Origin of the sequence: Kocuria salsicia (genome assembly GCF_039532055.1) — a bacterium.
Lineage (GTDB): Bacteria > Actinomycetota > Actinomycetes > Actinomycetales > Micrococcaceae > Kocuria > Kocuria salsicia.
Genome location: NZ_BAAARF010000004.1, coordinates 106071 through 118656, shown reverse-complemented (window position 1 = coordinate 118656; position 12586 = coordinate 106071). Strand labels below are relative to the sequence as shown.

The 12586-nt window shown below is 66.7% G+C and carries 21 protein-coding genes; all 21 read left to right on the top strand.

What is annotated here, in order from left to right; genetic code table 11:
- Window positions 1-8 precede the first annotated feature (8 nt).
- Entirely contained in the window at window positions 9-665 is a 657-nt protein-coding gene (gene rplC / locus ABD264_RS04845) for a 50S ribosomal protein L3 (RefSeq protein WP_055085346.1), read from the top strand.
- Between the two features lie 5 nt (window positions 666-670).
- Window positions 671-1294 carry a 50S ribosomal protein L4 gene (gene rplD / locus ABD264_RS04840; RefSeq protein ID WP_144941780.1) on the top strand — a complete coding sequence of 208 codons (624 nt, stop codon included), beginning with the start codon at window positions 671-673 and terminating at the stop codon, window positions 1292-1294.
- Window positions 1291-1596 (top strand): 50S ribosomal protein L23, encoded by a 306-nt coding sequence (rplW, locus tag ABD264_RS04835; RefSeq protein ID WP_055085350.1) that lies wholly within the window; start codon window positions 1291-1293, stop codon window positions 1594-1596. The genes rplD and rplW overlap by 4 nt, the downstream gene beginning before the upstream one ends.
- A gap of 31 nt (window positions 1597-1627) precedes the next feature.
- Entirely contained in the window at window positions 1628-2467 is an 840-nt protein-coding gene (gene rplB, locus ABD264_RS04830) for a 50S ribosomal protein L2 (RefSeq protein WP_144941782.1), read from the top strand.
- A 12-nt stretch (window positions 2468-2479) separates the two neighbouring features.
- A complete protein-coding gene (gene rpsS, locus ABD264_RS04825) occupies window positions 2480-2761 on the top strand; it encodes a 30S ribosomal protein S19 (protein WP_035959716.1) in 282 nt (93 codons plus the stop codon).
- Between the two features lie 53 nt (window positions 2762-2814).
- On the top strand, window positions 2815-3180 hold the full coding sequence (gene rplV / locus ABD264_RS04820; protein ID WP_055085353.1) for a 50S ribosomal protein L22: 366 nt from the start codon (window positions 2815-2817) through the stop codon (window positions 3178-3180).
- Window positions 3181-4017 (top strand): 30S ribosomal protein S3, encoded by an 837-nt coding sequence (gene rpsC / locus ABD264_RS04815; RefSeq protein WP_144941784.1) that lies wholly within the window; start codon window positions 3181-3183, stop codon window positions 4015-4017.
- On the top strand, window positions 4017-4433 hold the full coding sequence (gene rplP / locus ABD264_RS04810) for a 50S ribosomal protein L16 (protein ID WP_055085357.1): 417 nt from the start codon (window positions 4017-4019) through the stop codon (window positions 4431-4433). The genes rpsC and rplP overlap by 1 nt, the downstream gene beginning before the upstream one ends.
- Before the next feature lie 3 nt (window positions 4434-4436).
- On the top strand, window positions 4437-4733 hold the full coding sequence (gene rpmC, locus ABD264_RS04805; RefSeq protein ID WP_144941786.1) for a 50S ribosomal protein L29: 297 nt from the start codon (window positions 4437-4439) through the stop codon (window positions 4731-4733).
- Window positions 4730-5017, top strand: a complete 288-nt coding sequence (gene rpsQ, locus ABD264_RS04800; RefSeq protein WP_144941788.1) for a 30S ribosomal protein S17 — start codon at window positions 4730-4732, stop codon at window positions 5015-5017. Before rpmC ends, rpsQ begins: the two co-directional genes overlap by 4 nt.
- 308 nt (window positions 5018-5325) lie before the next feature.
- Window positions 5326-6531 carry an alpha/beta hydrolase-fold protein gene (locus ABD264_RS04795; RefSeq protein ID WP_344204703.1) on the top strand — a complete coding sequence of 402 codons (1206 nt, stop codon included), beginning with the start codon at window positions 5326-5328 and terminating at the stop codon, window positions 6529-6531.
- 393 nt (window positions 6532-6924) lie between these two features.
- Window positions 6925-7293 (top strand): 50S ribosomal protein L14, encoded by a 369-nt coding sequence (rplN, locus tag ABD264_RS04790; protein WP_012397698.1) that lies wholly within the window; start codon window positions 6925-6927, stop codon window positions 7291-7293.
- Between the two features lies 1 nt (window position 7294).
- Window positions 7295-7633: a 50S ribosomal protein L24 gene (rplX, locus tag ABD264_RS04785; protein ID WP_055085364.1), complete on the top strand. Its 339-nt coding sequence runs from the start codon at window positions 7295-7297 to the stop codon at window positions 7631-7633.
- A complete protein-coding gene (gene rplE, locus ABD264_RS04780) occupies window positions 7633-8202 on the top strand; it encodes a 50S ribosomal protein L5 (RefSeq protein ID WP_144941792.1) in 570 nt (189 codons plus the stop codon). The genes rplX and rplE overlap by 1 nt, the downstream gene beginning before the upstream one ends.
- Window positions 8203-8276: 74 nt before the next feature.
- Window positions 8277-8675, top strand: coding sequence for a 30S ribosomal protein S8 (gene rpsH / locus ABD264_RS04775; protein WP_055085367.1), 399 nt, complete (start codon window positions 8277-8279; stop codon window positions 8673-8675).
- Between the two features lie 31 nt (window positions 8676-8706).
- A complete protein-coding gene (gene rplF, locus ABD264_RS04770; RefSeq protein ID WP_055085369.1) occupies window positions 8707-9243 on the top strand; it encodes a 50S ribosomal protein L6 in 537 nt (178 codons plus the stop codon).
- 2 nt (window positions 9244-9245) lie between these two features.
- A complete protein-coding gene (rplR, locus tag ABD264_RS04765; RefSeq protein ID WP_055085371.1) occupies window positions 9246-9617 on the top strand; it encodes a 50S ribosomal protein L18 in 372 nt (123 codons plus the stop codon).
- Entirely contained in the window at window positions 9614-10351 is a 738-nt protein-coding gene (gene rpsE, locus ABD264_RS04760) for a 30S ribosomal protein S5 (protein ID WP_144941794.1), read from the top strand. The genes rplR and rpsE overlap by 4 nt, the downstream gene beginning before the upstream one ends.
- Window positions 10351-10557, top strand: a complete 207-nt coding sequence (gene rpmD, locus ABD264_RS04755; RefSeq protein ID WP_055085375.1) for a 50S ribosomal protein L30 — start codon at window positions 10351-10353, stop codon at window positions 10555-10557. The genes rpsE and rpmD overlap by 1 nt, the downstream gene beginning before the upstream one ends.
- A gap of 2 nt (window positions 10558-10559) precedes the next feature.
- A complete protein-coding gene (gene rplO / locus ABD264_RS04750; RefSeq protein ID WP_055085377.1) occupies window positions 10560-11027 on the top strand; it encodes a 50S ribosomal protein L15 in 468 nt (155 codons plus the stop codon).
- 189 nt (window positions 11028-11216) lie between these two features.
- Window positions 11217-12530: a preprotein translocase subunit SecY gene (secY, locus tag ABD264_RS04745; RefSeq protein WP_144941797.1), complete on the top strand. Its 1314-nt coding sequence runs from the start codon at window positions 11217-11219 to the stop codon at window positions 12528-12530.
- Window positions 12531-12586 lie beyond the last annotated feature (56 nt).

The window sequence follows — 12586 nt, the reverse complement described above, 5'->3', positions numbered from 1 at the left end:
GCACCCCAATGACTACCACTTTCGAACGCCAGATGAAGGGCCTGCTGGGCATCAAGCTCGGCATGACCCAGGTCTGGGACGAGAACGGGAAGTTCGTGCCGGTGACCGTGGTCAAGGCCGACTCCAACGTCGTGACGCAGCTGCGCAACGAGGACAAGGACGGCTACAACGCCGTTCAGATCGGCTTCGGTGCGATCGATCCCCGCAAGGTGACCAAGCCCCTGGCCGGTCACTTCGCCGCCGCAGGCGTGACGCCCCGCCGCCACGTCGTCGAGCTTCGTACTTCCGACGCCGCCGACTACGAGCTCGGGCAGGAACTGTCCGTGGAGCTCTTCGAGTCCGGCGCCAAGGTCGACGTCGTCGGCACCACCAAGGGCAAGGGCACCGCCGGCGTCATGAAGCGTCACGGCTTCTCCGGCGTGGGCGCCTCCCACGGTGCACACAAGAACCACCGCAAGCCGGGTTCCATCGGCGGCGCGTCGTACCCCGCACGCGTGTTCAAGGGCATGCGCATGGCCGGCCGGATGGGCAACGCCCGTCACACGACCATGAACCTGACCGTGCACGCGGTCGACGCCGAGAACTCCCTGCTGCTCATCAAGGGCGCCCTGCCGGGCCCCAAGGGGTCGGTCGTCCTCGTCCGTTCCTCCGTGAAGGGAGCTTGATACTCATGGCAACTGAATCCGTCAACGTCGAGCTGCCCGCTGAGATCTTCGACGCCCAGACCAATGTGGCCCTGCTGCACCAGGTCGTCGTCGCCCAGCTGGCCGCCGCCCGCCAGGGCACGCACAAGACCAAGACCCGCGCCGAGGTCTCGGGCGCAGGTCGCAAGCCGTTCAAGCAGAAGGGCACCGGCCGGGCTCGTCAGGGCTCCATCCGCGCCCCTCACATGACCGGTGGTGGCGTGGTGCACGGGCCCACGCCGCGTGACTACTCTCAGCGCACGCCCAAGAAGATGAAGGCCGCCGCCCTGCGCGGTGCCCTCTCGGACCGGGCACGCAACGGCCGCATCCATGTGGTGACCGATCTCGTGAGCGGCGACCAGCCGTCCACGAAGGCCGCCAAGGAGGCGCTGCGTTCGATTTCCGAGCGCAAGAACCTGCTGGTCGTGCTGGGCCGCGGTGAGGACACCGCCGCGCTGTCCGTGCGCAACCTGGTTGACGTGCACGCCGTGTACGCCGACCAGCTCAACACGTACGACGTGCTCGTCTCGGACGACGTGGTCTTCACCAAGACCGCCTACGACTCGTTCGTCGCAGCTGCGTCCGGTAGCAAGCAGGAGGACGCGAAGTGAGCGCCATCTACAACAAGGACCCGCGTGACGTCATCATCCGTCCCGTGGTCTCCGAAAAGTCCTACGGTCTGATCGACGAGGGCAAGTACACCTTCCAGGTGGATCCCTCGGCCAACAAGACCGAGATCAAGTTCGCGATCGAGCACATCTTCGGTGTGAAGGTCGCGTCCGTGAACACTCTCAACCGTCCCGGCAAGCGCAAGCGCACGCGCTTCGGCTGGGGAACGCGCAAGGCCACCAAGCGTGCCGTCGTGTCCCTCCGGGAAGGCTCCATCGACATCTTCGGCGGTCCGCTCTCCTGAGCGGAGACCACTTTAACGAGGAACTCAAAACATGGCTATCCGTAAGCACAAGCCGACAACCCCGGGCCGTCGCGGCTCGTCGGTGTCGGACTTCGTAGAAATCACGCGCACTACGCCCGAGAAGTCCCTGGTGCGTCCCCTGCCCAAGAAAGGCGGCCGCAACAACACGGGCCGCATCACCACCCGTCACAAGGGTGGCGGGCACAAGCGCCAGTACCGCGTGATCGACTTCCGTCGTCACGACAAGGACGGCGTGGACGCCAAGGTCGCGCACATCGAGTACGACCCGAACCGCACGGCCCGCATCGCGCTGCTGCACTACGTGGACGGCACGAAGCGATACATCATCGCGCCGAACCGCCTGAAGCAGGGCGACGTCGTGGAATCCGGCCCCAACGCGGACATCAAGCCCGGCAACAACCTGCCGCTGCGCAACATCCCGGTGGGCACCGTGCTGCACGCCGTGGAGCTGCGCCCGGGTGGGGGAGCCAAGCTGGCTCGTTCCGCCGGTGCCTCCGTCCAGCTCGTCGCCCGTGAGGGCAAGTACGGCCAGCTGCGCCTGCCCTCCGGTGAGATCCGCAACGTGGACGTGCGCTGCCGCGCGACGATCGGTGAGGTCGGCAACGCCGAGCAGTCGAACATCAACTGGGGCAAGGCTGGCCGCAACCGCTGGAAGGGCATCCGCCCGACCGTCCGCGGTGTGGTCATGAACCCTGTGGACCACCCGCACGGTGGTGGCGAGGGCAAGACCTCCGGTGGTCGTCACCCGGTCAACCCCAACGGCAAGCCCGAGGGACGCACGCGTCGCCCCAACAAGGAAAGCGACAAGCTCATCGTGCGTCGTCGTCGTACCGGCAAGAACAAGCGCTAAGGAGCCTGACTAATGCCACGCAGCCTCAAGAAGGGCCCTTTCGTCGATCAGCACCTCTTCGTGAAGGTCGCCAAGGAGAACGAGAAGGGCACCAAGAACGTCATCAAGACGTGGTCCCGCCGCTCGATGATCGTGCCCGACATGCTCGGACACACGATTGCCGTGCACGACGGACGCAAGCATGTCCCGGTGTTCATCACTGAGTCGATGGTCGGGCACAAGCTCGGCGAATTCGCCCCCACCCGCACGTTCCGCGGCCATGTGAAGGACGACAAGAAGGGCAAGCGTCGCTGACCCCTCGGGGTGAGAACGCTGCACTTCTTCGACAAGACGAGAGAAGGAAAGCAATGGAAGCCAAGGCATCTGCGCGCTACATCCGCGTGACGCCTATGAAGGCCCGGCGCGTCGTCAACCTGATTCGTGGCCAGCAGGCGAATGAGGCATTGGCGATTCTGAAGTTTGCCCCCCAGGCAGCTTCCGAGCCGGTGTTCAAGGTGCTCGAATCCGCCGTGGCGAACGCCCGGCAGAAGGCCGATCGCGAGGGTCTCGCGTTCAAGCCGGAAGACCTCGTGGTCTCCGCGGCCTTCGTGGACGAGGGTCCCACCATGAAGCGGTTCCAGCCGCGTGCCCAGGGCCGTGCGTACCGCATCAACAAGCGCACGAGCCACGTGACCGTGGTCGTGGCGACCCCGGAGAAGGAGGAGGTCCGCTAAGTGGGACAGAAAATCAACCCCAACGGATTCCGTCTGGGCATCACCACCGACCACGTCTCGCACTGGTACGCAGACTCCAACCAGCCGGGTCAGCGCTACAAGGACTACATCCGCGAGGACGTGAAGATCCGCGAGCTCATGTCAAAGGGCATGGACCGCGCCGGCATCTCCAAGGTCGAGATCGAGCGCACCCGTGACCGCGTCCGCGTGGACATCCACACGGCACGCCCGGGCATCGTCATCGGCCGCCGCGGCGCCGAGGCGGACCGCATCCGCGGCGAGCTCGAGAAGCTCACGGGCAAGCAGATCCAGCTGAACATCCTCGAGGTCAAGAACCCCGAGATCGATGCGCAGCTCGTGGCCCAGGGTGTGGCCGAGCAGCTGGCCTCGCGTGTCGCGTTCCGTCGCGCCATGAAGAAGGCCATCCAGTCCGCACAGCGTGCGGGCGCCAAGGGCATCCGCATCCAGTGCGCCGGCCGTCTCGGCGGCGCGGAGATGTCCCGCTCGGAGTTCTACCGTGAAGGCCGTGTGCCCCTGCACACCCTGCGCGCGAACATCGACTACGGGTTCTTCGAGGCCAAGACCACCTTCGGCCGCATCGGCGTGAAGGTCTGGATCTACAAGGGCGACCTGACCGACAAGGAACTGGCTGCCCAGCAGGCGGCGGCTCCGTCCTCGCGCGGACGCAACGACCGCCGCGGTGGCGGCGGTGCCGGCGAGCGTCGTCGTCGCCCGAATGACCGTAACGACCGTGGCGGCCGCCGTGAGCGCGACTCCGCCGCAGCCCCGCAGCAGAACACCGCTGCGGAGGCCAACAACGCAGAGGGTGGTAAGTAATGCTCATCCCACGTCGTGTGAAGTTCCGCAAGCAGCACCACCCGCGCCGTCGGGGAGAGGCCAAGGGCGGAACCCGAGTCACGTTCGGTGAGTGGGGCATCCAGGCTCTGAGCCCGGCGTACGTCACGAACCGTCAGATCGAGGCTGCGCGTATCGCCATGACCCGCCACATCAAGCGTGGCGGCAAGGTCTGGATCAACATCTACCCGGACCGTCCCCTGACCAAGAAGCCTGCCGAGACTCGTATGGGTTCCGGTAAGGGTTCCCCCGAGTGGTGGATCGCCAATGTCAAGCCCGGACGCATCATGTTCGAGATCTCCGGCGTGAGCGAGGAAGTGGCCCGTGAGGCGCTGCGCCTGGCAATCCACAAGCTCCCGATGAAGGCACGCATCGTGCGTCGCGAAGGCGGTGAATGATCAATGGCTATTGGATCCAAGGATCTGAACATGGACAACCTCGCGGCTCTTGACACCGGTGCCCTCACCGACCGGCTGCGCAAGTCCAAGGAAGAGCTGTTCAACCTGCGCTTCCAGGCGGCCACCGGCCAGCTCGAGAGCAACGGCAAGCTGAAGTCCGTCAAGCGAGACATCGCCCGGATCTACACCGTGCTGCGCGAGCGTGAGCTCGGGATCCGTGAGGACGTGGCGCCGGCTGCTGAGAAGACCGAGAAGAAGGCCTCGAAGAAGGCTGCCAAGTCCGAGGGTGATGCCAAGTGAGCGAGCAGGTCAACAACGAAACGGCCGCGGCCGAGCGCGGTGACCGCAAGTCCCGCCGGGGCTACGTGGTCTCCGACAAGATGGACAAGACCGTGGTGGTCCAGGTCGAGGACCGCGTGAAGCACGCGCTCTACGGCAAGGTTCTGCGCAAGTCCAAGCGCGTGAAGGCCCACGACGAGCAGAACTCCTGCGGCGTCGGGGACCTCGTGCGCATTGCCGAGACCCGTCCGCTGTCCGCCGACAAGAACTGGCGGATCGTGGAGATCATCGAGAAGGCCAAGTAGGACCTTCGCGATGCGAGTTCGATCGAAGGCCCCGTTCCGGTTCACGCTGGGACGGGGCCTTCGGCGTACCCGGGCCCCCTCTCGACGATCTCCATGACGACGCCGCGGCGGGCAGGTGGGCCGATCCCGTGGCACTGCCGCAGGGGTACCGCTCGTGCGGTCCACGCCAGCACCCGAAAGGTCACACGCTCGTGACCCAGGAGAACACGGTGGGGCCGTGTCCGCGGCGCCGCCCACCCAAGGTGCCGCGCCCGGATCCGGTCCCCAGGTCGGACGGTCCGTCCGTGCTCGCCTGGGAGGCCGCTCTCATGTCGAACGACTCGCGTGACGTGGCGAGGGCGCGCAGAGAGGTGGAGGCGGCCCTGGCCGCGGGCATGCCGCTGTGCGAGCACGCGGCTCCGGGTCCGGACGGGGCGGCCCGGCAGGTCGTGATGTTCCTCTGCGAGGACAGCGAGGCCTCGGAGGTCCTGCTGTTCGTCAACAGGCTCACGGACGAGTCCCGCCCGGAGGACTCCCTGATGCGGCGGCTGCCCGGCACGGATGTGTGGCACATCGGCTACCTCATGGGGACCAGCTGGCGCGCGTCCTACTGCTTCCTCACCGCCCGCCGGAACGCGGCGGCACCCTGGCGTGACGCCGCGGACCACGTGGACCTGCGCGCCGCCCTGGACGGGGGAGTGGCGGATCCCCGCAATCCGTCGTGGTGCCTGGGCCGCGGGGGGCTGCGGCTCAGCGTCGTCGCGCTCGAGGACGCGCCGGTGTCGCCGTGGCCGGTGCGGCCCGATCCCACCGCACGTGGACCGAAGTGGCTCGCCGCCCCCGGTGGTCACCGCGTGGCGATCGCGGCCTGTGGCGTGGCAGCGGGCGACTCGGCGCGCACGGCACCGGTGGTGCTGCTCTTCGACGGAGAGGTCTGGTGGCAGCACGGTGTCGTGGCCGCCGTCCGGGCCGCGGTCGCCGACGGTGCCCTGCAGCCGGTGCACCTGGTCCTGCTGGACTCCGGGGGCACGGAGCGTCGGTGGGCCGAGCTCGACGACACAGGCGGGATCGAGGACGTGGTGGCGGACGAGCTGCTCCCGTGGCTCGCTCAGCGCCTGGTGTGGAAATCCGATCCCCGGCGGGTGGCCGTGGTGGGCCAGAGCCTCGGCGGGCTCTCGGCGATCCTGTGCGCACTGCGCCGCCCCGACGCCGTCGGGACCGCCGTCGCGCAGTCGGCCTCCCTGTGGCAGCCGCAGCCGGTGGACACGCTGCGGTCCCTGGTCTCGACCGACGGCGCCCGAGCGCTGGTCGGCACACGGCTCGTCCTGGAGGTCGGCGAGCAGGAGTGGGCACTCACCGGGCCCCACGACGAGTTCGTCGCCGAGCTCGCCCGCACCCCGGCCGAGGTGCACTACCGACGCTTCAACGGGGGCCACGACTACGCCTGCTGGCGCGAGGCACTGGTGCCCGCCCTGGTGGAACTCTTCCCCGGAGGCAGGCCGGTTGGTGATCCGCACGGAAGCGCGGTAGAGTAGGCCGGTACGCGTGTTGACGCACGTGTGCTCTCACTCTGACTTCGACCCTGCTGAGTCAGAATCACGTCCCACGGTGTGCACCCCGAGTGCGCGGGACGGAAGCAAGCCGCCGCGGTTCACCGCGGCCCGGCTCCGCGGCGCCCGGCGCCGCGAAGGCTGCACATCTTGCTCGTTGATTCTGCGCGAGGTCGCGAATCCGAGGGGAGCAGCACGGCGGAGTGATCCGCCCGAACACGTGCGGTCGTCCATCGCGTGCAAACTCCGCACACGCCCCGGGCCCCTCCTACGGCCACGGGGGCCACCGTGACGCGGAGCGTTCACACGACCACCGTTCCGCAAGGCTCGACATTCAGCAGGTTTGGATGAGAACCGGCGCGACGACAGGAGTATTCAGTGATTCAGCAGGAATCGCGGCTGCGGGTTGCCGACAACACGGGTGCGAAGGAAATTCTCACCATCCGTGTGCTCGGTGGATCCGGACGCCGTTACGCAGGCATTGGTGACGTCATCGTCGCCACCGTCAAGGACGCCATCCCCGGCGGCAACGTCAAGAAGGGCGACGTTGTCAAGGCGGTTGTGGTCCGTACCAAGAAGCAGAGGCGCCGTCCTGACGGTTCCTACATCCGTTTCGACGAGAACGCCGCAGTGATCTTGAAGAACGACGGGGACCCCCGCGGCACACGCATCTTCGGCCCCGTGGGCCGCGAGCTGCGTGACAAGAAGTTCATGAAGATCGTCTCGCTGGCTCCGGAGGTGCTCTGACATGACGAAGTTCAAGATCAAGACCGGCGACCTCGTGCAGGTCATCACCGGCAAGAACAAGGGCGAGCAGGGCAAGGTTCTGCGCGTGAACACCGAGACCTCCCGCGTGGTGGTCGAGGGTGTCAACGTGGTGACCAAGCACAAGCGCGCCAACGCCCAGGGCGAAGCCGGCGGCCTCGTCAAGGTCGAGGCTCCGATCCACATCTCCAACGTGATGCTCGTGGATCCCGAGACCGGCAAGCCGACCCGTGTGGGCTACCGCACCGAGACCGTGGAGCGCAACGGCAAGCAGAAGACCGTGCGCGTCCGCGTGTCCAAGAGCACCGGCAAGGATCTGTGATGAGCGAAACGACCGAAACCAAGTTCACCCCCCGGTTCAAGACCAAGTACCAGGAGACCGTGGCCCCGGCCCTTCAGGAGCAGTTCGGCTACTCGAACGTCATGGAGATGCCGCGCGTGGTCAAGGTCGTGGTCAACATGGGCCTGGGCGAGGCGGCCAAGGACTCCAAGCTGGTGGACAATGCCATCAAGGACCTCACCGCCATCACCGGCCAGAAGCCCGTGGTCAACCGTGCCAAGAAGTCCATCGCGCAGTTCAAGCTGCGCGAGGGAATGCCCATCGGCGCCCATGTCACCATGCGTGGCGACCGCATGTGGGAGTTCCTGGACCGCCTGGTCACGCTCGCGCTGCCGCGCATCCGTGACTTCCGCGGCCTCTCGGACCGTCATTTCGACGGCAACGGCAACTACACCTTCGGCCTGACGGAACAGTCCATGTTCCACGAGATCGACCAGGACCGGATCGATCGCGTGCGCGGTATGGACATCACCGTGGTCACGTCCGCCAAGACCGACGACGAAGGCCGCGCGCTGCTCAAGGCACTCGGCTTCCCGTTCAAGACCAACTAATTCCATCGACGCCAGAAGGTCCCTGCGGGCTGCAACCGGCAGGGAAACCGTGGCGAGGAAGGGCTGAAGCCCACATGACAATGACAGATCCCGTCGCAGACATGCTGACGCGTCTGCGCAACGCGAACTCCGCCTACCACGACACCGTGAGCATGCCGTACTCCAAGCTGAAGGCTCGGATTGCGGAGATCCTCAAGGCCGAGGGCTACATCGCGGACTGGAGCGAGGAACCCGCGCGGGTCGGCAAGACGCTGACCCTGTCGCTGAAGTTCGGCTCCAACCGTGAGCGCTCGATCGCCGGTGTCCGCCGCATCTCCAAGCCGGGGCTGCGCGTGTACGCGAAGTCCACGAACCTCCCCAAGGTGTTCGGTGGCCTCGGCATCGCGATCCTCTCCACCTCCTCCGGACTGCTGACTGACAAGCAGGCCGGGAAGAAGGGCGTGGGCGGGGAAGTCCTCGCGTACGTCTGGTAACCGGTAGCACAGAAGAAGAAAGGAAGAAGACATGTCACGTATTGGACGTCTCCCGATCTCTGTGCCCGCCGGTGTGGAGGTCTCCGTGGACGGTTCCGTGGTGTCGGTGAAGGGTCCCAAGGGCTCCCTCACGCAGACCGTCGCGGCACCCATCACGGTGGTCGTCGAGGACGGCACCGTTCAGGTGTCCCGTCCCAACGACGAGCGCGAGTCCCGCTCGTTGCACGGTCTCACGCGTTCCCTGATCGCCAACATGATCCAGGGTGTGTCCGAGGGATACACCAAGCAGCTGGAGATCGTGGGCACGGGTTACCGTGTGCAGGCCAAGGGTGCGGACCTCGAGTTCGCTCTCGGTTACAGCCACCCCGTTCCCTTCAGCGCCCCGGAGGGCATCACGCTCTCTGTGGAGGGGAACAACAAGGTCTCCGTCTCCGGCATCGACAAGCAGCAGGTTGGCCAGGTCGCCGCGAAGATCCGCTCCCTGCGTCTGCCTGATCCCTACAAGGGCAAGGGTGTTCGTTACGCCGGCGAGCAGATCCGCCGCAAGGCCGGAAAGGCTGGTAAGTAATCATGGCTCTCGTAATCAAGGGAAAGTCGAAGACTGCTCAGCGGGCTCGGCGTCACCGCCGCGTGCGCAAGCACATCGCCGGAACCGCGCTGCGCCCCCGCCTGGTGGTCACGCGTTCCACCCGCCACATGGTCGCCCAGGTGATCGACGACGACAAGGGCTTCACCCTCGTCTCGGCCTCCACCATGGAGGACGCCCTGCGTGCGTCGTCCGACGACAAGACCGCCAAGGCCAAGCGCATCGGCGAGCTGATCGCCGAGCGCGCCAAGGCTGCGGGGATCGAGACCGTCGTGTTCGACCGCGGCGGCAACAAGTACCACGGCCGTGTGGCCGCGGTGGCCGAGGGTGCCCGTGAAGGAGGTCTGGCGCTGTGAGCGAGCAGAAGAACGAGAAGGAAACTCAGGTGAGCGAAGCCACCACCGGTTCCAACGAGACGGCCGAGTCCAACACCTCGTCCCGTCAGGGGACCGAGGAGAACCGCGGTGGACGCGGCGGTCGCAACGATCGCGGCGGACGCGGCGGCAATGACCGCGGCGGCCGTGGCAACGACCGTGGCGGCCGTGGTGGCCGCGGCGGTCGTGACGACGACAAGGACAAGTTCCTCGAGCGCGTCGTGACCATCAACCGCGTCTCCAAGGTCGTGAAGGGTGGTCGTCGCTTCAGCTTCACCGCTCTCGTGGTCGTGGGCGACGGCAACGGCATGGTCGGCGTCGGCTACGGCAAGGCCAAGGAAGTTCCGGCGGCGATCTCCAAGGGTGTCGAGGAGGCCAAGAAGAACTTCTTCCGGGTCCCCCGCGTCGAGGACCGCACCATCCCGCACCGTGTGCAGGGTGAGGCGGCGGCCGGCGTGGTCATGCTGCGCCCCGCCACCCCGGGTACCGGTGTGATCGCCGGTGGTCCGGTGCGCGCCGTACTGGAGTGCGCCGGCATCCACGACGTGCTCTCCAAGTCCCTCGGTTCGTCCAACCAGATCAACATCGTGCACGCGACCATCCAGGCGCTGCGTGAGCTCGAGGAGCCCGCGTCCGTGGCCGCCCGCCGTGGGCTGCCCATGGACGAGGTTGTTCCGGCGCCGCTGCTGCGTGAGATCCAGAAGGCAGGTGCCTGATGAACGGAAAGCGCATCCAGGCCACCGGCGCGACCCTGCGCGTGAAGCAGGTCCGCTCCGTGGTCGGTCAGAAGCAGAACATGCGCGACACGCTGCGTTCGCTCGGTCTCAAGCGTCCGGGCCACGTCGTGGAGCGCAAGGCCGATGCGGCCACCGCCGGCATGATCAACACGGTGTCGCATCTCGTAGAGGTTGAGGAGGCTTGAGCATGGCTGAGAACACCGAGAGCAAGCGCCACGCTCTGAAGGTCCACCACCTGCGTCCGGCCCCCGGCTCGCACCAGGCCAAGACTCGTCTTGGCCGCGGTGAGGCGTCCAAGGGCAAGACCGCCGGTCGCGGTACCAAGGGCACCAAGGCGCGCTACCAGGTCAAGGCCGGCTTCGCCGGCGGCCAGCTGCCGCTGCAAATGCGGCTGCCCAAGCTGCGCGGGTTCAAGAACCCGTTCCGCGTGGAGTACCAGGTGGTCAACCTGGACCGTCTGGGCGAGCTGTTCCCCGAGGGTGGCACCGTCACCGTCTCGGACCTGGTTGCCAAGGGCGCGGTTCGCAAGAACCAGCCCGTCAAGGTGCTGGGCAGCGGGGAGATCTCCGTGGCCCTGAACATCACCGCGGACAAGTTCTCGGCCTCTGCGGCCGAGAAGATCGCTGCGGCTGGCGGGTCCACGCAGAACGCGTGAGCGCAGACCAGCGTTCGGTTGTAGGGTGAATCCCTGAACTGAGGCGGGCCCCGTGCCGGATTCCCGGCACGGGGCCCGCTGCTTTACCAGGATGTTCGCACGGGGCCCGGCGCGGCCCCGTGCACGTCCTTGGCTAGACTTGCCCGGGGTCGGAACCGATCGGGCCACCACGCTTTTGAAGGAGGACCTGTGCTCAGTGCTTTCGCACGGGCGTTCACCACGCCGGAGCTGCGCAACAAGCTGCTGTTCACCCTCGGGATCATCGTGATCTACCGGCTGGGGACGTTCATCCCCGCACCCGGTGTGGACTACGGCAACGTCCAGCAGTGCCTGGCGCTCGGGAACACCACCGGCGGCGCGTACGACCTGGTCAACCTCTTCAGCGGTGGGGCCCTCCTGCAGCTGTCGATCTTCGCTCTCGGGGTGATGCCGTACATCACCGCGAGCATCATCGTGCAGTTGCTGCGGGTGGTCATTCCCCGATTCCAGGAGCTGCACGAGGAGGGCGCACAGGGCCAGACGAAGCTCACGCAGTACACGCGCTACCTCACGATCGGCCTGGCGGCTCTCAACGCCACCACCGTCATCTCCCTCGCACGCTCGGGGAACCTGCTGGGCAACTGCTCGCTGCCCATCATCCCGGACGACTCGCTGCCGGTGCTGGTCATCATGATCCTCACCATGACGGCGGGCACCACCGTGATCATGTGGCTCGGCGAGCGCATCACGGACCGCGGCGTGGGCAACGGCATGTCCCTGCTGATCTTCACGTCCATCGCCGCCACCTTCCCGTCCGCGCTCGGCGAGATCCTGCGTACCCGCGGCTGGGGCATCTTCCTGGGCGTGTGCGCGATCGGGCTGGTGGTCATCACCTGCGTGGTCTTCGTGGAGCAGTCGCAGCGGCGCATCCCCGTGCAGTACGCCAAGCGCATGGTCGGGCGGCGCACCATCGGCGGCACGAGCACCTACATCCCGCTGAAGGTCAACATGGCCGGCGTGATTCCCATCATCTTCGCCTCGTCCATGCTGATGCTGCCCACCATGATCGCGCAGTTCGCGATGCCCGACGACGGCAGCACCGTGCCGGGGTGGGTCACCTGGATCAACACATACCTGGCACGCGGGGACCACCCCGTGTACATGACCGTGTACTTCCTGCTGATCGTGGCCTTCACGTACTTCTACGTGTCCATCACGTTCAACCCGGAGGAGGTCTCGGACAACATGAAGCGCTACGGCGGCTTCATCCCGGGTATCCGTGCCGGGCGCCCCACCGAGACCTACCTGCGCTATGTCCTGACCCGCATCACGCTGCCGGGTGCGCTGTACCTGGGCATCGTCTCGATGATCCCGCTCATCGCGCTCGTGGCGTTCGGTGCCAATCAGAACTTCCCGTTCGGTGGCCCGTCGCTGCTGATCATGGTGGGCGTGGGTCTGGACACCGTCAAGCAGATCGACGCCCAGCTCCAGCAGCGCCATCACGAAGGCCTGCTGCGCGCCTGAGCCCCCGTTCCGCACGGGCGGTGAGCCGGGGCGCGCCCCGGACGCTGCGCCGTCGG